Source organism: Natribacillus halophilus (genome assembly GCF_900100185.1).
GTDB lineage: Bacteria > Bacillota > Bacilli > Bacillales > Marinococcaceae > Natribacillus > Natribacillus halophilus.
Genome location: NZ_FNEN01000007.1, coordinates 2,413 through 21,440, shown reverse-complemented (window position 1 = coordinate 21,440; position 19,028 = coordinate 2,413). Strand labels below are relative to the sequence as shown.

At 46.9% G+C, this 19,028-nt stretch carries 22 protein-coding genes, 1 tRNA gene and 1 pseudogene; 8 read left to right on the top strand and 16 right to left on the bottom strand.

Going from position 1 to position 19,028, the window contains the following annotated elements; translation table 11 throughout:
- Positions 1 to 117: 117 nt before the first annotated feature.
- From msrA to BLS58_RS09340, 3 genes are all read left to right on the top strand, one after another.
- Positions 118 to 645, top strand: coding sequence for a peptide-methionine (S)-S-oxide reductase MsrA (gene msrA, locus BLS58_RS09350; protein WP_090398255.1), 528 nt, complete (start codon positions 118 to 120; stop codon positions 643 to 645).
- Positions 646 to 948: 303 nt separating this feature from the next.
- Positions 949 to 1,025: transfer RNA gene (locus BLS58_RS09345), tRNA-Pro, on the top strand.
- 501 nt (positions 1,026 to 1,526) lie between these two features.
- Positions 1,527 to 2,561, top strand: coding sequence for a hypothetical protein (locus BLS58_RS09340; protein ID WP_090398253.1), 1,035 nt, complete (start codon positions 1,527 to 1,529; stop codon positions 2,559 to 2,561).
- Between the two features lie 301 nt (positions 2,562 to 2,862).
- Here BLS58_RS09340 and BLS58_RS09335 read toward each other — a convergent pair whose 3' ends face one another.
- The 7 genes from BLS58_RS09335 to BLS58_RS09305 all read right to left on the bottom strand — a co-directional run bounded on the left by BLS58_RS09335 (position 2,863) and on the right by BLS58_RS09305 (position 6,047).
- Complete coding sequence (locus tag BLS58_RS09335) at positions 2,863 to 3,660, bottom strand: VLRF1 family aeRF1-type release factor (RefSeq protein ID WP_090398251.1); 798 nt, start codon at positions 3,658 to 3,660, stop codon at positions 2,863 to 2,865.
- A gap of 17 nt (positions 3,661 to 3,677) precedes the next feature.
- Positions 3,678 to 3,860, bottom strand: a complete 183-nt coding sequence (locus BLS58_RS09330; protein ID WP_090398249.1) for a hypothetical protein — start codon at positions 3,858 to 3,860, stop codon at positions 3,678 to 3,680.
- Between the two features lie 80 nt (positions 3,861 to 3,940).
- Entirely contained in the window at positions 3,941 to 4,192 is a 252-nt protein-coding gene (locus BLS58_RS09325; RefSeq protein WP_090398248.1) for a hypothetical protein, read from the bottom strand.
- Between the two features lie 16 nt (positions 4,193 to 4,208).
- Positions 4,209 to 4,490 carry a hypothetical protein gene (locus BLS58_RS09320; protein WP_090398246.1) on the bottom strand — a complete coding sequence of 94 codons (282 nt, stop codon included), beginning with the start codon at positions 4,488 to 4,490 and terminating at the stop codon, positions 4,209 to 4,211.
- A 24-nt stretch (positions 4,491 to 4,514) separates the two neighbouring features.
- Entirely contained in the window at positions 4,515 to 4,961 is a 447-nt protein-coding gene (locus BLS58_RS09315) for a universal stress protein (protein WP_090398244.1), read from the bottom strand.
- Positions 4,962 to 4,996: 35 nt separating this feature from the next.
- Complete coding sequence (locus BLS58_RS09310) at positions 4,997 to 5,431, bottom strand: universal stress protein (RefSeq protein WP_090398242.1); 435 nt, start codon at positions 5,429 to 5,431, stop codon at positions 4,997 to 4,999.
- A 43-nt stretch (positions 5,432 to 5,474) separates the two neighbouring features.
- On the bottom strand, positions 5,475 to 6,047 hold the full coding sequence (locus BLS58_RS09305; protein ID WP_090398240.1) for a recombinase family protein: 573 nt from the start codon (positions 6,045 to 6,047) through the stop codon (positions 5,475 to 5,477).
- A 263-nt stretch (positions 6,048 to 6,310) separates the two neighbouring features.
- Here BLS58_RS09305 and BLS58_RS09300 point away from each other — a divergent pair, with 263 nt between their 5' ends.
- Both BLS58_RS09300 and BLS58_RS09295 read left to right on the top strand, forming a co-directional pair.
- Positions 6,311 to 6,694, top strand: coding sequence for an STAS domain-containing protein (locus BLS58_RS09300; RefSeq protein WP_090398238.1), 384 nt, complete (start codon positions 6,311 to 6,313; stop codon positions 6,692 to 6,694).
- Positions 6,691 to 6,969 (top strand): extracellular matrix/biofilm biosynthesis regulator RemA family protein, encoded by a 279-nt coding sequence (locus BLS58_RS09295; RefSeq protein ID WP_090398236.1) that lies wholly within the window; start codon positions 6,691 to 6,693, stop codon positions 6,967 to 6,969. The genes BLS58_RS09300 and BLS58_RS09295 overlap by 4 nt, the downstream gene beginning before the upstream one ends.
- Positions 6,970 to 7,790: 821 nt before the next feature.
- Here BLS58_RS09295 and yhbH read toward each other — a convergent pair.
- Both yhbH and lepB read right to left on the bottom strand, forming a co-directional pair.
- Positions 7,791 to 8,966, bottom strand: a complete 1,176-nt coding sequence (gene yhbH / locus BLS58_RS09290; protein WP_090398234.1) for a sporulation protein YhbH — start codon at positions 8,964 to 8,966, stop codon at positions 7,791 to 7,793.
- Positions 8,967 to 9,109: 143 nt separating this feature from the next.
- Positions 9,110 to 9,649 (bottom strand): signal peptidase I, encoded by a 540-nt coding sequence (gene lepB, locus BLS58_RS09285; protein ID WP_090398232.1) that lies wholly within the window; start codon positions 9,647 to 9,649, stop codon positions 9,110 to 9,112.
- Between the two features lie 190 nt (positions 9,650 to 9,839).
- On the opposite strand from lepB, the gene BLS58_RS09280 reads away from it, so the two are divergent.
- Positions 9,840 to 10,805 carry a hypothetical protein gene (locus BLS58_RS09280; protein WP_090398230.1) on the top strand — a complete coding sequence of 322 codons (966 nt, stop codon included), beginning with the start codon at positions 9,840 to 9,842 and terminating at the stop codon, positions 10,803 to 10,805.
- A 55-nt stretch (positions 10,806 to 10,860) separates the two neighbouring features.
- Here the strand turns inward: BLS58_RS09280 and BLS58_RS09275 are convergent, their stop codons facing one another.
- Positions 10,861 to 12,762: a PrkA family serine protein kinase gene (locus BLS58_RS09275; RefSeq protein WP_090398228.1), complete on the bottom strand. Its 1,902-nt coding sequence runs from the start codon at positions 12,760 to 12,762 to the stop codon at positions 10,861 to 10,863.
- A gap of 506 nt (positions 12,763 to 13,268) precedes the next feature.
- Here BLS58_RS09275 and BLS58_RS18000 point away from each other — a divergent pair.
- Positions 13,269 to 13,502, top strand: a pseudogene (locus tag BLS58_RS18000) (hypothetical protein); the annotation flags it as partial.
- Here BLS58_RS18000 and BLS58_RS09265 read toward each other — a convergent pair.
- From BLS58_RS09265 to queG, 5 genes are all read right to left on the bottom strand, one after another.
- Positions 13,452 to 13,754 (bottom strand): antibiotic biosynthesis monooxygenase family protein, encoded by a 303-nt coding sequence (locus tag BLS58_RS09265; protein ID WP_090398226.1) that lies wholly within the window; start codon positions 13,752 to 13,754, stop codon positions 13,452 to 13,454. The pseudogene BLS58_RS18000 and the gene BLS58_RS09265 sit on opposite strands and share 51 nt — an antisense overlap.
- 275 nt (positions 13,755 to 14,029) lie before the next feature.
- Positions 14,030 to 14,503: a tRNA (uridine(34)/cytosine(34)/5-carboxymethylaminomethyluridine(34)-2'-O)-methyltransferase TrmL gene (gene trmL / locus BLS58_RS09260; RefSeq protein WP_090398225.1), complete on the bottom strand. Its 474-nt coding sequence runs from the start codon at positions 14,501 to 14,503 to the stop codon at positions 14,030 to 14,032.
- A 13-nt stretch (positions 14,504 to 14,516) separates the two neighbouring features.
- On the bottom strand, positions 14,517 to 15,410 hold the full coding sequence (locus BLS58_RS09255) for an amidase domain-containing protein (RefSeq protein ID WP_245723122.1): 894 nt from the start codon (positions 15,408 to 15,410) through the stop codon (positions 14,517 to 14,519).
- 86 nt (positions 15,411 to 15,496) lie between these two features.
- A complete protein-coding gene (locus tag BLS58_RS09250; protein ID WP_245723121.1) occupies positions 15,497 to 16,003 on the bottom strand; it encodes a methylated-DNA--[protein]-cysteine S-methyltransferase in 507 nt (168 codons plus the stop codon).
- A gap of 13 nt (positions 16,004 to 16,016) precedes the next feature.
- Entirely contained in the window at positions 16,017 to 17,144 is a 1,128-nt protein-coding gene (gene queG, locus BLS58_RS09245; protein ID WP_090398223.1) for a tRNA epoxyqueuosine(34) reductase QueG, read from the bottom strand.
- Positions 17,145 to 17,211: 67 nt separating this feature from the next.
- Between queG and BLS58_RS09240 the strand changes: the two genes are divergently transcribed.
- Positions 17,212 to 17,904, top strand: a complete 693-nt coding sequence (locus tag BLS58_RS09240; RefSeq protein ID WP_245723120.1) for a B3/B4 domain-containing protein — start codon at positions 17,212 to 17,214, stop codon at positions 17,902 to 17,904.
- 162 nt (positions 17,905 to 18,066) lie between these two features.
- On the opposite strand, the gene BLS58_RS09235 is transcribed toward BLS58_RS09240, so the two are convergent.
- Positions 18,067 to 18,921, bottom strand: coding sequence for a helix-turn-helix domain-containing protein (locus tag BLS58_RS09235; RefSeq protein WP_090398221.1), 855 nt, complete (start codon positions 18,919 to 18,921; stop codon positions 18,067 to 18,069).
- Between the last annotated feature and the right edge of the window lie 107 nt (positions 18,922 to 19,028).

Below are 19,028 nucleotides of genomic sequence, written 5' to 3'. Positions count from 1 at the left end.
ATTGGAAAATGATTCGGGATACTTAAGCAGCCAGGATGGTACTATTAAATGGTCTCGAGTGACGCCATTGCAGGCGAGCATACAGGATTTTATGGCTCCAAAAAGGAGGGACCCTTAATGACATATGCAAAAGCGACGTTTGCCGGCGGCTGTTTCTGGTGCATGGTACAGCCATTCGAAGAGATGCCGGGCATCATCAGCGTGCGTTCCGGGTATACGGGCGGCCACCTCGACAACCCGACGTATGAAAAGGTAAAGAACGGAGACACCGGCCATTACGAGGCGGTTGAAATTATTTATGACCCGGAACGGTTTCCCTACGAGCAGTTGTTGGATCTTTTCTGGACGCAAATTGATCCCACCGACGATGGCGGCCAATTTCACGACCGCGGCCCGCAATATCGAACCGCGATTTTTTATGACAATGACTTCCAGCGGGAGCAGGCGCAAGCGTCAAAGGAACGACTCGCGTACAGCGGAAGATTCGGTGACGCTCCGATCGTCACCGAAATTTTACCAACTGTGACTTTTTATGAAGCAGAAGAAAACCATCAACAGTTTTACAGGAAACAACCTGAGGCTTATAAACAAGACCGTCAGCAATCCGGCCGCGATTCGTTCATTCAAAAATATTGGCACCGCTGAGTCGGTGCCACGATCCTCGTTACCGCGCCTTTTGTAGTTTCGTATCTCGTTTGGAGCGCCATATATCGATGTTGGCGACCTAACGGCTTATGCGTTCTCGCGTTAGGGCCTCATCAAACCGTGTTGGCGACTTAACGCCTTGCGCATTCTTTCGTTAGGGCTTCATCATTGCTTTTTGATACCTCTCAGCCCTTTCTCCTCCCCCCGATTGGGCTTCATAAACGGATAGCCATCCGTCTCCTCACGAAAATTTTAACTTTAACTTGCCCAACGAGCCAGTTCGTACTATAATATTCGTTGTGACGGGATGTAGCTCAGCTTGGTAGAGCACAAGCATGGGGTGCTTGGGGTCGCAGGTTCAAATCCTGTCATCCCGACCATGATAAATACTGTTAAGACAAGGGTTCCAGCGTTTGCTGGAGCTCTTTTTTATTTGCACTTGCGGTCAACTGGTCACGGATTGGTCACGTTTCGCGCGGTAAAGCAATAAAGCATATGTTTATGTTCCCCTTGCACAGAAATGTATGTTCGTATATAATAAACAGGAACGCATATTCTTTAGGGGTTATTTTATGTACTTCATTTACCGTGGAAGTGGACTAAGAATACATTAATGATGGGGATGGTCGAAAAGCTCACACTAAACATATGCAGGGAGAGAAGTAATTCGCTCATATATTTTGAGAGCGATTTTCCTCCCCTTCTACATATTTCGTCGAAAAATCAATCATCGAGCAACAACTACACGCCACAACAAAAAGTTATGATGACCCATATTGAACTTACAAAATATTGATGGAAATAGTTTCTGCATATCGCTACAAAAGTTTGAAATTCTATAGTATCATGTCAATTGTAACTATATTTAGGGGGTTAAATTTATGAGAAAATACTTAGTGGCTATTGGCACCATATCGTTACTCTCTCTATCTGCTTGCGGCAGCGGTGAAGAAACAGAAGAAAACACCGAGGCCGAAGCATCCGGAAATGACGAAAAAGAGATAGAAGCAGAAGGTTCGGAAGATGAAGAACCAGAAACACATGATATAGATTTAGAATCTGAATGGGCGATGGATGGAAATTCCATTGAAATAGATGGTGAAACAAACTTCAAAGACGGGACGAAGCTTACGTATCATGTGTCTAACTTAGATGACGAAGATGAAGAAGATGTAAAAGTAGGAACCGTTGATGTTGAAGACGGATCGTTCAATGCTGATATTGACATTGGCAATTTTAGCGACGGGGAAATTGAATTGCTTTTCGGATACCTGCCCGGACCTCAATCAGATGACGTGCTAGGTACATACGGTCAACAAAGTGAATATATTGAAAGCGATGACATCATTAATGGCGAGTTGATGTATGAAGATTTTTTCATGAACACGACACCGACAGAAGTAAATGGTGAAGGTGATGACGTATCCGAAAATTTTAATTTACAAAGTGGATTCGCTATCATCGACGCTGAACATAGTGGCGAGCGTAATTTTATAGTGGAATTAAATAATGAAAGCGGCGGGCAAGAATTAATCGTCAATACAATAGGTATTTATGAAGGTGAGTCATTGGCTGTGATACCGCAAGAAGGCGAATATCACCTTGACGTTGATGCTGACGGGTCATGGGAGGCCGAAGTCAGTCAGGAGTTACCTGATACTGAGGACATTTATAGCGAGGATGACCATATCGAAGGTTCCGGAGACTCCGTCGTCTTTGTGGATATGCAAAGCGGGAATAAACGGATCGATTTGACCCATACAGGCGAGAGAAACTTTATTGTCACGCTGAACGGTCAGGATTTGCTTGTCAACGACATCGGGCCATATGAAGGCGCTCAGTCACAATCGTTTGACAGTGGTGAACATATATTTCAAATTGAAGCCGATGGCGATTGGACGTTGGAAATCGAATAATAGGAGGATGTAACCATCGAGTAAATCGAGCCTCGAAACCGGGGCTTTTCTTTCATCTAATAATAGAACATAAGTTTTAAAAAGGGGCGCGTTTTGATGCTTACATCACTATCGAGGGAAATGTTACCAGCAGTTATAAAAGATTGGGGATCGTCCATATTCACGAATTAACATTAGAAACTATGTGCAATAGACTAGAAAGTTAGACACTCCTGCTTGCTCATTGTAAACCAGAAGGGCTTTTTTCATGGTTATAGCCATTCCTTTCGCTGTGCTCAATAAGGGAGGAATACGCCCTCCCTTACCGAATCTGATCGTTGTATACTTCGTTGAGAATTTCATGGCTTGGCTTGGATCCCAGGTTCTTCGGAACCGTTCCAATTACATGCGTTTCATCCAAATGTTGACCGAGATCGCGGGTGGATACTTTACTGCCGACAAGGTATACACCGTTTAAATTTCTATTTTTTATTTCTTTGGTTAATATAGAAGCTAGGCTCTTATACCAGCGATGTTTGTTTTCCTCAAAGCGTCGTTGAAAATGATCTTCGCTGGTGTCCGTTGCCGAAGGCGGTGAAGGATCCTGATAATCCACCCAGTCTTCTTTCTTCAAGTCCCAGTGGAACTTTTTCTCCTCCCGTATTTCGCCGAGTGCTGCCTGAATAAAGGTCACGTCTCTCTGCTGTGTCACGATAATACCCGTCTCCGGATACTCATGCAATAATTGTTCCAGTTGTCCCGTTTCTGCTTGTCTTTCCCAATGAAATGATGTTTCGACAGGAGCCTGGAGAATTTTCACTTTCCATAACTGCCCATCGGCCGAAGCCATAAGGACGAAGCTTTTCTGCATATCCTTTTGCTTGTCATAAATTTTGGTCTCAGCTTTATCCAAAAGATTTTTTAAGGCATTCTTTTCCTCCTGGCTCTCGCTTTTTTTGGCATAGTCCTCAAGATCATTCATGCCGTTTTTAAGACGGATTTGCCATTCCCCGCGCGTTTGGCTTTGGTCGCTGATGTCGGTGTTCAAATAAATCGTAAGGATACCAATGTCATCTTCTTTCTCTTTTATCCTTTTAAGCTCTTTTGCCATCGTGACCATAGAGGTTCCCTCCTTTGCTACGTTTGTTCTGAGACTTCGACGGAGACGACATCCTTTTTATCGAAAAAAACGCCGTTTTTATGATAATTTCCGGTTTCTCCCAGAATCTCATTTTTAATTTCGTGTTCATTCTCAGCATCTTCCGTCATGTGTATGGTGTGACCATTCCGTAAAGATACTGTGACGTTGTGTGGTTTCACCTTTCTCTTCCTTTCATACATAGCTTCGGGCTTAAGTCTCGTGCCCGAAGCTTGTGGTTGTGGTTAGTGGAGATTACGCTTTACGCTTTTTCAACCACATAGGCTTTTTTCTTTCGGAAATATTTCTCCCCATCTTCGGATGAATGTTCAAAAAAGCCTTCGAATTCATGCGTCACTTTATATTCCCGTTCGGGTTCTGTAAAGAGCTGGTTTTCATTAGTCGACATCAGCACAACGTCTGTCGTACTTACAAAACTGTCAAGTTCATAGGCTTTATAGTTCTGACCTGTTACTAACCTGTTTGGTCCTTGTTTCCCCCTTATCCTAATCATCCAGGACCCATAAATATTAACCTTTTTGCGTCAAATTACCGGCACTTTCCAACGTGACAATGTTTTCCTGTTTCGAACTGTCAATATCCGCGACAATCGCCCGTCCTTCGTAGGATCCTTTCTCGGTCTCAAACGTAAAGTACATCGGCGTTTTGGAACTGACCGCTTCGAACAAGAGATTTTGTTCGCCGACATTATGGAAGGTGGCGGTCCATTGGTCATTTTCGGTGATCGCAAGGTTACCGACACGGAAGTTTATCACTTTGCCATCATTGGTATATAATGCGTCGACTTTCATCGATTTAGCCTCCCTCGCAAGATTTTAATGTTTCTCTGCCTGAACGGTTAGTACATCACACGGCACCCGTCGGCTAAGGCGACGATCATTTTGGCCTTTTAACCATTGACGGATTCCTTTTTTCCGTCTCGTCCCGACAATGATCAGCTGAGGATCGTATTTTTCCATGATGTCAGTGGCCAGAATTTTCTCCGGTTGACCGAAAGCCAATTCAGCTTTCGGGTAAAATCCACCCTCTTGATAGCACATATGCTGATAATCCACCAGCATTTGCCGCCGCTTTGCCGCAAGGTTGGATCGAAATGTGATGTTCGTTCTGTCGATATAGTGATGGAGATTGAGATTGATCACGTGGACCAAAATAAGCTGAGCGTTGTGTTGAACGGCCATATCCATCGCCTTTTGGCGAGCGAGCTGCCCTTCCGGCCGATCATCGACGGCGACAACAATAGTGTTCGGGGCATGGCTCATCCTGAAAACACCTCCGTTTTGTTAGACATGGTTCTTCATTCCCGCACGGTCAAAACGTCACATTTCGCCTCGCGGATAATCCCTTCAGCGTCGCTTCCCAAGAGGATATTTTCCAGTTTGTTGCCCTGTGTAGCCCCCACAACAACCAGATCAATATCATACTCCGGAACTAAGTGCCGGGTGATCCTTGCTTTTGGGGAGCCGGTATCTAAAATCATCTTAACGTGGGAAACGCCTTTTTCCTTCGCCTGTTGCTGATAGTCCTCAAGAATTTCATAAGCCTGGCGTTTCAGTTCTTTTAATTTTGGATCCATACGTTCCTGTGTACTGGCGCCCTTTGTATTCAACACCGTCGCGATATGCAGGGTGGCATCATGATCCCTCGCATAGGCGCACGCTTGCTGAAAAGGCTTGTTCCCTTCCGGACCATGAACATCAACGCCGAGTAAAATATTTTTATACGCGCCCATAAGATATCCCTCCCTTCGACTATTGTTGATTTTATGCCCCTTTTTAACTCCTTCTTTTCAGCTCACGATACAACGAAGCTCTGGAAATTTGTGTGATTTCACAGATGTGCTTCACGGTATGACGGCCTTCGCGATAAAGCTCAATGGCATGATTCATGCCCGGATGATGGCTGTCATACGTTTTTTTGCGCCCTTGGTATTTGCCTTCGTGTTTCGCGGCTTCCACACCTTCTTGTCTGCGCATCTGCCGAATATCGCTGGTCAATTGTTGAAGCTTCTCAATAATGCTTAGGAAATAGTCGTTGTACGGATTGTGCTCGGAGAAATCCAGCCACGATTCGGCCAAGGAGTACAACAAAGCGTCTTTGTCTCGCAGGTGAAGAATCACATCAAACAAGTCTTCGGTACTTCGAACAAGTTTGGCTAAGTCTGTCACATGGATTTCATCGCCGGCTTCAACGTTTTGTAGTAACTGCTCTCGTTCGGGATACGATTGGCTCACCCCGGCGGCGTGCTCATGATAAAAATCGTCGATCCCCATCGCTTCCATTTGCTGCACCTGATCCCGTGCTTCCGCGTTCTCCGATACGACACGTGTATAAGCCAGCTTAACCAAGCGAAATCACCTCTAAATGATACAATTCAACTGATATAGTTGCACTTTCATCATAACGAATGTTCATAACAGAAGCAATAGGGTGATGCTATGTTATTCCCCCGTATGAACCCCCTTTAAACAATGTTTTTTTAACAGAATTTTTGGTTTGACATAAATTGATGAAGGGAATAGAATGAACTGCCCGTTATTTTGAAACAATCTTATTGAATCATATATAATGAAAAAATTCAGCATACTGCCCACACAAAGGAGGAAGCAACGTGAGCGCGCAACGAGCAACGAATCACCGATCGGTCCCCATCCTGAAAGTCACGAAAAATATCGGTCTTCTACCACTTCTGGTCAGTATAAACGACACGATCACCCAGGACGTTTTACAGCAAAGTTCCGAGAAGACATACGCCCATCTCATCATTGATCTATCGGGGATCCCTTCCAACTCTCCCGATAAGCTTTCCAGAATGATCCTCGCCCTGGAGCACATCGGCGTGAATGTAATCGTCAGTGGCCTCCGTCCTGACACAGCCCAGAAAATAGGTCATGATGGTATGATCCCACTTGATACCAAGCGCTGTTTTCCTGACATCTACCACGCCTTAACATCCCTCGATGTGCCCATGGAGCCAAGAGAGGCCGAAAAATGAAGCCTTATTTAAACATTGGCTATGGCAACACCGTAATGACAGATCGTATTTTGCGCATGGAGGAAACAACCGATGCATCTGTTCGTCGGATTATGCGAAAAGAACAGGATGAAAATAGGCTCGTCGATGGAACCGCAGGAAACAAAACACACACGTTGATTTTTATGGATAGCGGCCACGTGGTCGCCTCTGCTATGCGAAAAAACCGTTTAATTCGAAGGTTAAACGGAAAAAGACCGGATCCGGCCGGTGAAGCGAAAAAGAACCAGGATTAACGGCTTTAACGTCCATGAGGCCTCGTCCTCATGGACCGCTTAATGCACAAAGAGGCTTATAAAAACGGCATTGACAACAATACCGCTGTTTCTTACAATGATTTTCGGCATTTTGATACAATGTTAATGAAATATACATGGGGATGACCTCATGTACAGTAGCTAGAAACGAAAAGAAGGAGGAATGGATATGTTCGAACTCACAGATATACCCCGCTTACTGATGTCAGCCTTAATTATTTTACCTATCGTCATGCTCATCAGGGAAAGCGGTTATTATCTGATAGCTACATTGTTAGGTTCGACGTACAAAAAACTTACCATCGGATGTGGGCCGGTGTTATTGCAAAGACCTACGTTGGAAGTCCGGAAATATTTCTTTATTATAGCGTTCCCATACCCCAAAGACAAGGTATCTCGCTCCGAGAGGTACAAGAAGCGCATTGCCATACCCCAAAGGCAAGGTATCTTGCTCCGAGAGGTACAAGAAGCGCGTTGTTATACCCCAAAGGCAGGGTATCTCGCTCCGAGAGGTACAAGAAGCGCGTTGTTATACCCCAAAGGAAGGGTAGCTCACTCCGAAAGGTACAAAAAGCGCGTTCCCATACCCCAAAAGCAGGGTAGCTCACACCGAAAGGTACAAAAAGAGCGTTCCCATACCCCAAAAGCAAGGTATCTCGCTCCGAGAGGTACAAAAAGCGCGTTCCCATACCCCAAAAGCAGGGTAGTGAATGAGCAAAGCCTCCCCACACACAATCAGTCAGACTTCACCGAACATCTTAAAAAAGCACGGGCCAAATCCCGTGCTTTTTTCATTGCCTTTATACAAATGCCTTTGCCTTTTCCTCCTCCTTGCGGAAAAACCATTGCAGTGCGTCGAAGACGTGCTTTTTCTCCTTTAGAATATAGTGGCGAAACCGGGGGTCTTCAATCGACTGAAACACGTTCATTAACGTCGAGTGACGGCTGTAAGCGTTGACTTCCCCGTAACCGAACATGTTCGCTTTCTCCATAATACCTTTGAGCAAATGCAGGCAATACTTATTGTCGGAGGTTAAATTGTCGCCATCGGAAAAATGGAACGGATAAATATTGTAAAGCTGGGGGTCGTATTGCTGTTCGATGCGTTCCAACGCGAGTTCGTAGGCTGACGAACAAATGGTGCCGCCGCTCTCCCCTTTCGTGAAAAACTGTTCTTCATCCACGACTTTCGCCTCGGTGTGATGGGCGATAAACTCGATCTCCACCGATTCATACTTCGTCCGTAAGAAACGGGTCATCCAGAAAAAGAAGCTGCGCGCCATATACTTTTCCCATTTCCCCATCGACCCGGACGTATCGAGCATCGCCAGGATAATCGCTTTGGATTCAGGCTTTTCCTTATCGTTCCACGTCTTAAACCGCAAGTCGTCGCGATAGATAGGATTGATTCCCGTCCTTCCTTCCATAGCATTCCGTTTCAGCGCCGACAGAATCGTCCTTCTTTTATCGATATTGCCCTGCAGCCCTTTCTTGCGGACATCGTTGAACTCAATGTCCTCGACGATCAAATTGTCATCTTCCTTGCTCTGTAAATTCGGCAGTTCCAAATGCTGAAATAGCGCTTCCTCAAGATCGGCAATCGATACTTCTGCCTCATAATAATCTTCACCGGCCTGATCCCCCGGTTTGCTCCCATTTTGACCGTCCTGGCCTTTTTGCCTGCCCGAACGGGCCACGATATCACCGACTTCGCTATCCCCGTCTCCCTGACCGACATGTTTATTCTTGTCGTCGCTGTAGCGGATTTTATATTCATCAAGGGAGCGGATCGGAATACGAACGACATCTCTGCCGTTGGACATCACAATGCTTTCATCCGTGACGAGGTCCGGTAAATTTTTAGTAATGGCATCCTGTACTTTTTCTTCATGTCTGCGTTGATCTTGATAGCCTTTTCTGTGGAGGGACCAGTTTTCTTCAGAAATGACAAAGGATGGTTGTCGATTTTTGCTCATCATAAACCCCTCCTTTGGGTTTTTGTACTTCACACCGACGCCTCTCTCGGACACGTCGTGTTATATCATCGTATGCAGTAAAATCGTAGAATTGTTATGTATTTTAAGTCCATATGAAAAAAGACCCGGCACAGGTCTTCATTCTAATTGATAAACGTGAATTCGCTTAACGGCCAGTAGCGAAGATTGGCTTTGCCGACGACGTTTTCATAGGACACGTATCCGATCTCACGACTATCCAGGCTATTATTGCGATTATCCCCGAGCACGAATAAATGATCTTCCGGAACTTCCGGTTCCAGGTTCAACCCCTCGAGGGTAAAATCTTCGGTGATTTCCCCGTTAAAATCGTCATCCAGGTAAAGTTCTTCCTGGGGTTCCCCGTTCACATAAAGGGTATTGTCTTCGTAACGAACGTCATCTCCGGGCGTTCCGATCACCCGTTTAATATAGTCATTTTCTTCGTCAGCGTGAAAAACAACCAGGTCATCACGGTCCGGTTCCGAGATTTCGTAGCCGATCTGATTAATAATGAGCCGTTCCCCGCTCTCAATGGTCGGCATCATCGATTCGCCCTGAACCATATAATTGGCAAAGAAAAAGGCTCGCACGATGACGACGATAATGATGACAACCGCAAATGTAGTCACCCAATCCCATAATTCTTTTGCTATCTTGTTCACATCTATTCCCCCATTTTCGCTTCCACCTATTAATGTATCACTCATTCATGTGAACGACAATCGAAAGGTTGCCGCTCACCTTACATACTTTTTGACTTTTCGCTTGCATTTTTCCTTCTTTTTGTAAAGAATATGGATAGGCATGTAACGGATTCTTTTACATTTACGTCTCAGGCTGTGAGGTGAAATTATGAAGCGCTGGCTCGCATCTTTTGTGCTCGTCCCATTTATGTTGATCCCCGCAATCGCTCATGCCAATGGACCCATCGGAGACATCGATCAACAGATGGACAGTGACACGCCTCCGGCCGTCGAAATGGACCGGGAAGGCGATGAGGTGACGCTTGACTGGGGGCCGCACCCGAATACCGGTTACCAACTTTCCATCGTTGACAGCTATGAAGGGGACAATGGCTGGAATATTGTCTATGAGCTTTCTTATCCTCCCGAGGATGATCAATCGGGCATCCTGCATACACAAGTGCATCCTCGGGCAACGACAACGGTTCCCGAAGAGGTGCAGAATGTGAATTTATTTGAACAAAACAACGGGGACACCTTTGCCCAGTTGCCGAACACAGCCATCGATGAACGCCATTCATGGACACTGGAGTTCGACGAGGAGCTGGCCGGTGACGATATAAGCAATGATTTAATCTATGTCATGGATGAAAACAATGAAAGGCAGGAGAATGTCATCCTTATCTCTTCGCCTTCGCAAATTACCGTCTTTCCCCCTCCTGATGGTTATGATACAGGAGAATTATATCGTTTGTATATCGACCCTTCCCTGGAAAATGAAATGGGCCAATCGTTGGAACAGGGGTATAAGCAATCTTTCTACATTAGCGAAGATACGGATTATCACGAATGGCAACCGCCTAACATGATTGAAAGTCAGACCTTTAGTTTCGAATCCCCCTCACAAGAGGACGGAGACGACAATGAAGCGGATATAACGGAAGGGGAGCGCATTTACAGCATCTTTCCGATGGCACTCGAAGGGGAAGGCGGGGAGGCTTATGTGATCCGCCATCTTGAACCCGATCATGAGGAGGAGGTCGTCATCCCTCCTGTGACCACCCCCTCTTTCTTCTTGCCCGTTCACCCTTTCCTGCCGTATCCTCACCATTACGGGTTCAACCAGGAATCGTAAATGTGAAAAGGGGGGGCTTGAAAAAGCCCCCCTGAGCTGGTTATGCCCGCCATTTTTAACGGTTCAACAAACTTCCCACATATTTGAGCAGCTCATTGGCCGAATGGGTATTGTAGCCATGTTCATCCACAAGCCGCGCGATCACTTCGTTAATTTTTTTCAATTGATCTTCATCCGGTGTTTGTACGGACGTAGTTATTTTTACGACATCTTTCAAGTCTGCAAACAGTTTCTTCTGAATCGCTTCGCGGAGACGTTCATGGGAGTTGTAATCAAATTTCTGGCCTTTACGCGCGTAAGCGGAAATACGGATCAGAATTTCTTCGCGAAACGCTTTTTTCGCATTCTCGGAAATGCCAATCTGCTCTTCGATGGAACGCATCAATTTTTCATCGGCATTTAACTCATCACCTGTGATCGGGTCATGGATTTTATGGTTGTTGCAATACGCTTCCACATTATCGAGGTAATTGTTCACGAGCGTTTTCGCCTGTTCTTCATACGAATAGACGAATGCTTTCTGGACTTCCGTTTTCGCGATTTCATCATATTCACGACGGGCGACAGAAATAAAGTCTTTATAGCGTTCGCGGTCTTCCTTGCTGATGGAGGCGTGCTGGTCCAGGCCTTCTTTGAGTGACCGTAACACATCAAGGGCGTTGATCGATGCGGCATCTTTGCGGATAATCGCCGAAGAGATGCGGTTGATCACGTAACGCGGGTCGATGCCGGTCATGCCTTCATCCTGATATTCATTCCTTAAGTCCTTCACATCCTGGTCCTTAAAGCCTTCGACGATTTCCCCGTCGTACAGATGAAGTTTCTGCATTAAGTCCACACCTTGATTTTGCGATTCCTTGAGCCTCGTCAGGACGGTGAAAATCGCGGCTGTCCGTAAAGCGTGTGGGGCAATATGCACATGGGCCATATCGCTTTCTGCGATCATTTTTTCATAGATACGTTCTTCTTCGGTCACCTTGAGGTTATACGGCACGTTCATGACGATCATTCGCGACTGCAGCGCTTCGTTCTTTTTATTATTGATAAAAGAGCGATATTCCGCTTCATTCGTATGAGCGACGATCATTTCATCAGCGCTGATCAAGGCAAATCGGCCCGCCTTGAAGTTTCCTTCCTGGCTCAGGGAAAGCAAATGCCAGAGAAATTTCTCATCACTCTTCAGCATTTCCTGAAATTCCATCAACCCGCGATTCGCTTTATTCAGCTCCCCGTCGAAACGATACGCTCTCGGATCGGATTCCGAACCATACTCGGCAATCGTGGAAAAATCAATGCTGCCGGTGAGATCGGCAATGTCCTGGGATTTCGGATCCGATGGACTGAACGTGCCAATACCGGTCCTGTGATCCTCGGAGAAGAAGATCCGTTCAACCATCACATCTTCGACCCGACCCCCGTATTCTTGTTCCAGTCGCATCGTGTTTAATGGCGAGAGGTTCCCTTCTATGCGAATGCCGTACTCCTCATGGAACTCCTCCCGTAAGTGAAAAGGAATTAAATGCAGGGGATCTTCCTGCATCGGACAACCCTTAATCGCGTAAACGGCCCCCTCATCCGTATAGGAGTATGCCTCCAAGCCGCGCTTTAGGAGGTTAACGATCGTGGATTTCCCGCCACTGACCGGGCCCATAAGTAAAAGAATACGTTTTCGTACGTCGAGACGTCTGGCCGCGGAATGAAAATATTCCTCCACAAGTTGCTCAATCGCATCTTCAAGTCCGAACAGATGATCACTGAAAAAGGGATATTTTTTGACCTCCCCGTCTTCACTTTCCTCAATCCCCTGGTTTCTGATCATATTGTAAACACGGGAATGGGCTGTCTGGGCAATTTCCGGGCGTTCTTTCAACAATTCCAAATACTCTTTAAAGGTACCTTCCCACTTTAACCTCTCGTGATCATCACGGTGTTTTTGCATTTTACCTAAAATATCCACCGAATGGCCTCCCTTTTCATTTTTAATTCCTTGTAAAAGAAGCCTGAGCATTCTGCTCTCTGGGGCCCCCGGGCTTTTTGTATTTGCATTTGTTAAGTATTTGCATTCTATGCAGCCAAGCAGGCCTTGATAACCTTATGAGAAAAAAGGTCGTCCGGATGGATGTATGAACGAGATTGGATGAAAAAAACCGAGAAATTCGCCACATTATCCTTCCGGTGCAAATCCGGTAAACATTGGCTGTACCAGCGCACCCCAAAATGGAAGATAGGATATTTTAAGGTGCGCTGACTGCTCACCGCACACCCCAAATCAGAAGCAGGGCTTTTTTGAGAGGCGCTGGGGGATCACCGCGCACCCCAAATTGAAAGATAAGCTTGTTTGGGGTGCGAAAGCTGCTCCATTGTTCCTCAAAATAGAAGTTTTTCCCATTCCGGGGGACGATGAAATCATCGAAAAAATCCCGGCCATCAGCGTTATATCGCGCAAATGGATTTGCGCAAACACAGGTCGTCCAGTCATATGTATTTATCGAAGAACAGGATTTTCATCGCAAAGAAATCATCAATGACGATGTGTTATTCCGCATCGATCGCCTCGTTGAAGATACAGTTGTATTATCCGAAACCTATACGAAAATCCGCGAAGCAAAAGAAGAAAAAAACTCGGCCACGGCCGAGTTTCTCTTTTTATGTGTGCAACGCCACCTCAAAAGCGCGGAGCTGGTTCGTCGTCGTTGACGACTGTTCTTTTCCCGACTTCCCGCCATGCGCCTTTTTAAACGCATCGCTTTCCAGCCAGTTTTCATAACTTTCCTTCGTGTCCCATTTCGTATAAGCGACTAAAATATCCGTTTCCGTTTCACTTTCCAGAAACAGAAACTCCAGGCAACCCGGAACCTCTTTCATACGTTCCAGGCTTTTTTCAAATCGGCTTTTCAGGTCGTCTTTATGTTCCGGGTCCACTTTTAATTCATTCATGACGACATACATCTCGATAACGCCTCCTTTTCCCCTTTAGTATAGCAGCTTTGATAATGAAACCAAAAATCACGCGTATACAATTCGCTTTTTTTTCGTTATAATAAGGGTAAAGACGCTTGTTCAATACATAAGGAGGCCTTCTTTATGAATATACTGCTTGTCCTCGGTGTCTGTCTTGCCTTCCTCGTATCGATGTGGACAGCCGGACGTAATTCAAAATCCCATGAACATTGATTGCTGCAAAGACCCTTGCCGTCGAAACATGACGACAAGGGTCTTTTCGTTCACGTAAGCCCTGGAAACGACTGCTGCCGTAAAGCCTCATACACGACAATCGCGGCGGCATTCGACAAATTGTGCGACCGCACATGATTATTTTGCGGCAAGCGCAGACAGCGATCCGGATACTCATCTGCGATCGACGCCGGCAATCCAACTGTTTCTTTTCCGAACACAAAAAAATAATCCCGCTCCGGATCGCGATAATCAAACGTCGTATAAGGCGCGGACCCTGTCGTCTCCACAAAAAATAAATCCTCGCGATTTTTTCCCACTAAAAAGGCATCCAGTGAATCATGATGGGTAATCAGGACATTCGGCCAGTAATCGCACCCCGCGCGTTTCAACATCCGGTCTTCCGTTGAAAAGCCGAGAGGATGAATCAAGTGAAGGTACGTGCCCGTACCCGCGCATGTTCGGGCGATGTTGCCAGTATTACCGGGAATCTCAGGTTCATGTAAAACAATATGCACGCTCATGATGATAGCCACCTCAATCATTGATTTGAAAAAACTTATATGCGATATTCGGCGTCCAGGCCGTGGAATCTTCATAGCGCCAATAGCGATTACGGCTATTTTCGGTTTGGGCATTGACGAGGGGTTCACGGTTGCCGTCTTTGCTCACGACGATCGTAGTGTGGTCCCAATTGCCGTCTCCTTCAAAATCATAACAAATAATGTCCCCGGGTTGTAAGTCAGACGCCCGTTCGACCTCCGTAGCGGTCAACCCTGTCCGCGACCCGCTTAAATACCAGCGCATGGAGTGCGCCACCGCCCAGCTGTAACTCCAGTCATCTTGCCGGTACCACCAGCCCTTCTCCCGATCAGGCGCACCATGCATAAGGGCACCGCCCGCCTTTAAACATTGCGAGATAAAGTTCGTGCAATTATCCGTAAACTGATGGTATTCGGGATGATAATCATTCCACCACCGTTCGGCATATTTCACCGCTTCCAGACGATCATAAGCGGATCGCTGCAATGGCGCACGCTCTCCCGGATCCGCTTCCAGCGGTTCCTTTTCCCATGGCCCGACCTTCGGTGTGTGCAGGCGTTCGTCCCGGACGATCTTCTTACCCTTAACAACCGCACGGCGATGCTCGCGGCATTCTTCAAGATAATATTGCTGCTTGGATTGGATGAAACGGGCATAATCATACGTATAATAAACGGTGCGCCGACCGTCAATGGATACCTTTCGATAAGGCCTTAACCGTCCATTCGCCTTTAACACACGGGCATTCCGCTCTGTCATCTGCTTTTGCTCCCGTGCAAAACATTGGCGCTCCTCAGCAGGCATCGGCTTTACTTTCGTCCCATCCAGATGACAGCGGTTTAATTGAGTGAGGTGCTTTTCAAAGGCTTTTTTCATCTCATTGTCCATATCGATCCTCTCCTCCATGTTTCAAACCTGCGCTACTAACGTATGTATGGACAAATGAAAAAAAGACGGATTTTTCAACCCGTCTTCTAGGCTCCTTCCAATGCCAATAACTTTTTCTTTTTTTCAATGCCGCCGCCATAGCCGACGAACGCCCCGTTGCTGCCGATCACGCGATGGCACGGGATGATGATCGGGAGGGGGTTTTGATTGTTGGCATTTCCGACCGCACGAACAGCTTTCGGTGCACGGAGAGTGGTCGCCACTTGTTTGTACGATTGGGTTTCCCCGTAAGGGATGTGCCGTAAAGCTTCCCAGACATGTTTCTGAAAAGACGTTCCGTGTATATCGATGGGTAGGTTGAATGCTTGCCGTTCACCTTGAAAATATTCCTGCAGCTGCTCACGCACGTCGAAAAAATAGTCATCATCATGCTGGAGCTCCCCGCGAATGTTTCGCTTCGCCATCCATGCACGGATTTTCACATTCGTTTCCCTGTAATCGCCGAACAACAACTGGCACAATCCGTTTTCGGTAGCGACGAGCGTGATGATACCCACCGGGCTTTCCATTTCCGTAAATTTAATCGTTTGCACTTGTGGAACCCCCTTATCCCATCGTCAGGGCATGTTGGATCTCTTCTCGTACGGTTGGATCCTCTTCGCTTTCATTCACCTCTTGTAATGTCTCCCGGGCGTCGTCGGTTCCTATTTTTCCTAATGACCAGGCAGCTGTGCCGCGAATGACGGGACGGGAGTCATTCATAAGCATGGTTTGCAGCTGGGGCACCGCGCCTTCCTCGCGAAAATGTCCGAGGGCCATAATGGCGTTTCGTTGGATCGGTTTTTTGCCCCGCCACGACCCGGCCATATTTCCATATGTTTCCTTAAACTCCCGGTTGGAAATCGAAAGTAACGGCAAAAGCTCAGGTTTGACTTTTTCCGGTTCGGGCGTGAATTCCGGCTGGTATTCTTCCCCTTTGCCTTTATTCTCGGGGCAAACGACTTGACATGTATCACAGCCGTACAGACGATTGCCGATCTTTTTGCGATAGCGTTCCGGAATCATCTCTTTCGTTTGCGTGAGAAAAGCAATGCATTTATTCGCATCCAGTTGACCCCCTTGAATAAGGGCGTCGGTCGGGCAGGCGTCGACGCATTTATTGCAGCTGCCGCACTGGTCGTCAATCGGGATGTCCGGCTCCAAGGCAATCGTCGTGATCATCTCGCCAAGATAAACGTAGGAGCCAAACTCGGGCGTGATGATCGCGCAATTTTTACCGCTCCAGCCGATGCCTGCCCGCTCTGCGACGGCCCGGTCCGACAAAGCGCCCGTATCCACCATGGAAGCCATCTTTGCATTCGGCACTCTTTTTTGAATGAAGGTTTCCAGCTTTTGCAGACGGTCATTGAGCACGCGGTGATAATCTTCTCCCCACGAAGCTCGACAAAAAATGCCTCGTCGCTTACCTTTTACCCCTTTAGGCGGGTTCTCAAGCTTTGCCGGGTAAGCAAGGGCGATGCTGATGATCGTTTTCGCATAGGGCAGTAAGCGTTCAGGCTCCGTACGCAGATCAATATCTTCTTCTTCAAAGCCGGATTGATACCCTAATTGTTGCTGCGTTCTGAGTCGTTCTTTTAGCGTTAAAAAGGGATCGGCACTGGCAAATCCAATCTTGTCGATGCCGATGGTTTTACTGTATGCGATCAGCTCTTCCTTCAACTGGGCGTTTGTCACGGTTTCACCTACTTTCTCACATCTGATAAACTAAGGATCAGTATAACGAAGGAGTTGAACGGCTGTTATGATCCCAATAAGCTTGCATCCATCATTATTCCAAACCGTTCCGACATTTAAAATCGGTTGTATTTCCTATACATCGGTTACCATTGACACGCCACCCCAGGAATTGCAGGGGCGTATCGATTTATTCCAGAAAACGGTCGAACTCGACCTAGAAGAGCATCCTCTCACTTATTATGAAGGTGTAAAAGAGTGGAGGCAAGTCTTTAAGCAACTCGGTATGGACCCGGGACGTTACCGCCCCTCTCATGAAGCCTTATTTCGCCGTCTGAAACAGGGCAAGGGCTTTCCTTCGTCTGATTCGTCCGCGATCATGCTGAACAACTTTTTTTCCGCGTATTACCAAATACCTATAGGCTTATATGACTCGGATAAACTTAAGGAAAGTGTAGAAGTCAGGCTGGGAAAAGAAACCGATGAATACGAAGGGTTGAATGGAAGAATCAATCATATGAAGGGAAAATTAACAAACGTGGACCACCAAGGCGCGTTCGGAAGCCCGATCGTCGACAGCAAACGGAGTGCAGTCACGCCGGAGACAGAAAATATTCTGCAGCTCCTGTATTTGCCACCTTCATTATCTACCGACGATGCCAACGATCTCACCGAGAGCATCGGAGAGATGTTCCGGCAAATTCACAGCGGTTATGTGAAAACGGCCGTGCTCACAGAGCAGCAGCCGCAGACGCATTAATGATCTTTTGCCATCAGTTCACGGACAGCCGCATAGACCCCATAGGCAACGCCGACAACACCTAAAAACATCAACGTTAGCAGCACGAAATTAGACAATGACACAGGCCTCCTTTTGGCTTTATTTTCACGCATATGGGGACGATTTATGCAGCGGACTCGTCTAATCAGCGAGCAACCAGCCCGGCACATCCTCACTTGCAGCCGCAAGTTCCAGAAATTCCTCATAAATCATCTGATCGAAAATGCGCATACACGCACCATAAAAGTAACCCGCCAACGCTCCCCGCAGCCTGCCTGTCTTTTCCATGAAAATGGCACCCTTAAGCGCCTGGGCAAGCGTGTGGGCGAGGTCCTGATCATGGAGGTCGACGTCCATCTTCGCTCGTTTGTAAGCTTTTATGACAAGCCTCCAAAGTTCATAGATGCCGTTGACATCATAAAATGGCTTCGCGGCGATCACGAATGGGTTCGGTACATGAGCAGGAACATAAGTGCTGTCAAGGGAACCATTGACGTCCTTGCGTATATTACATTTTTTATCTGAAAGAGAGCCTGCTTCAAAAGACAAAGCTTCGGCAGCTTTTTTCACCGGTTGAGGCCTTGCCACAGAAGGCTTTTGCGGCTTTTCCCGATGGTTCATTTCCGCTCGCTCATCCGATGGCTCATGGATGACATAAACGTTGTGACCGTAGCCGCCGCGAGCGTTTCCGCGCAAGCGGGTCGTCCGGTGTACGTCGATCATGGACCGCTCCTTAAGCGCTTGAATGGAGCGTTTGACCGTCGACATCGACACGCCTGCCTGCCCGGCGATCGTGTCGTGCTTTAAAAAGGCTACCCCTACCGTCTTTATGGTGTGACGGGCGATCACCTTGAATACAGCCACAGCACCCCGGGACAATTCGTGCTTGTGGTCGTATAAATGACTTCTGATGGCATGGTTCAATGCGTCTACATCGGTAAAAGGCGAAAGCGATTGATATGTACTTACATCAGCATTGCTGAGTGTTGCGGTCATTTTTATCTCCCCCCTATGTTCCATATCGTATTTTGCTCAGAAAAAGGGGGGAGCGGGAGCGATAAAATAAATGAGTCGGACGATGTGATACCTCAAATGGAGAACGG